1 protein-coding gene is annotated in these 826 nt (G+C 70.6%); it reads right to left on the reverse strand.

Features of this window, described 5'->3' with window-relative positions:
* Positions 1–805: glycosyltransferase family 2 protein (locus FVW20_RS17200; RefSeq protein WP_196610543.1), on the reverse strand; the 805-nt coding region annotated here is incomplete at its 3' end.
* Between the last annotated feature and the right edge of the window lie 21 nt (positions 806–826).

The following is an 826-nucleotide window of genomic DNA, read 5'->3' on the forward strand; positions in this document are numbered from 1 at the left end:
AGTGGGGCGCGCCGCCGTGCTTGGCGAACAGCCACACCGCACCGCCGCCCCGCACCAGCGCGGTGCGCGCCAGCCCCTCCACGCCCACGTCGTGCACGTGGACCGAGCGGCTGTCGTCGCGGAACAGCACCGGCACCGGCAGCGCGGCCAGGCGCATGCCGAACTCCATGTCCTCCGCGCCCCACTGGCCGCCGGTGAATGCCTCGTCGAAAAGCCCGGCCTGCACCAGCTGCTGCCGGGGCGTGCTGATGTTGCAGGTGTAGTACGAGGTGTGCCCGTGCAGCCCGTTGTGGGTGAACGTGGGGTAGCGGAACAGCAGGTCGCCGTGTTGCAGGGTGTAGCCCCACAGGGTGTCGGTGAAGGGCGGGGCGAAGTCGAACCGGCCCAGCACGGAAACGGGCGTGTCGGCCAGGGCCTCGTGCAGGGTGGCGTGCAGGGCGAGTACGTTGGGCTCTATCAGCGCATCGTCATTGAGAAAGTGCACGATGTCGCCCCGCGCAGCGCGGATGCCCGCGTTGCGCGCCTTGCCCGGTCCGCCCCGCCTGGGCATGACGATGGTCCGAAGGGTGAACGGCGGGTGGTACCCGGCCAGGAAATCTGCGGTCCCATCGGTGGAGGCGTCGTCCACCACGATCACCTCGAACCGGTCTCGGGGCAGGGTTTGCCGTTCCAGGCAGTGCAGGCAGCGTTGCAGGATGTCCAGCCGGTTGCAGGTGGGAATGACCACGGAATACCCCGGCGCGGCAAGCGCGGCGATGCGTTCCCGCACGGCCAGCGCCAGGGGCTGGCCGGCGTGCAGGGACAAGGCCCGCGCAGCCAGGGCGCC

It is taken from the genome of Nitratidesulfovibrio oxamicus (assembly GCF_015731765.1).
Lineage (GTDB): Bacteria > Desulfobacterota > Desulfovibrionia > Desulfovibrionales > Desulfovibrionaceae > Cupidesulfovibrio > Cupidesulfovibrio oxamicus.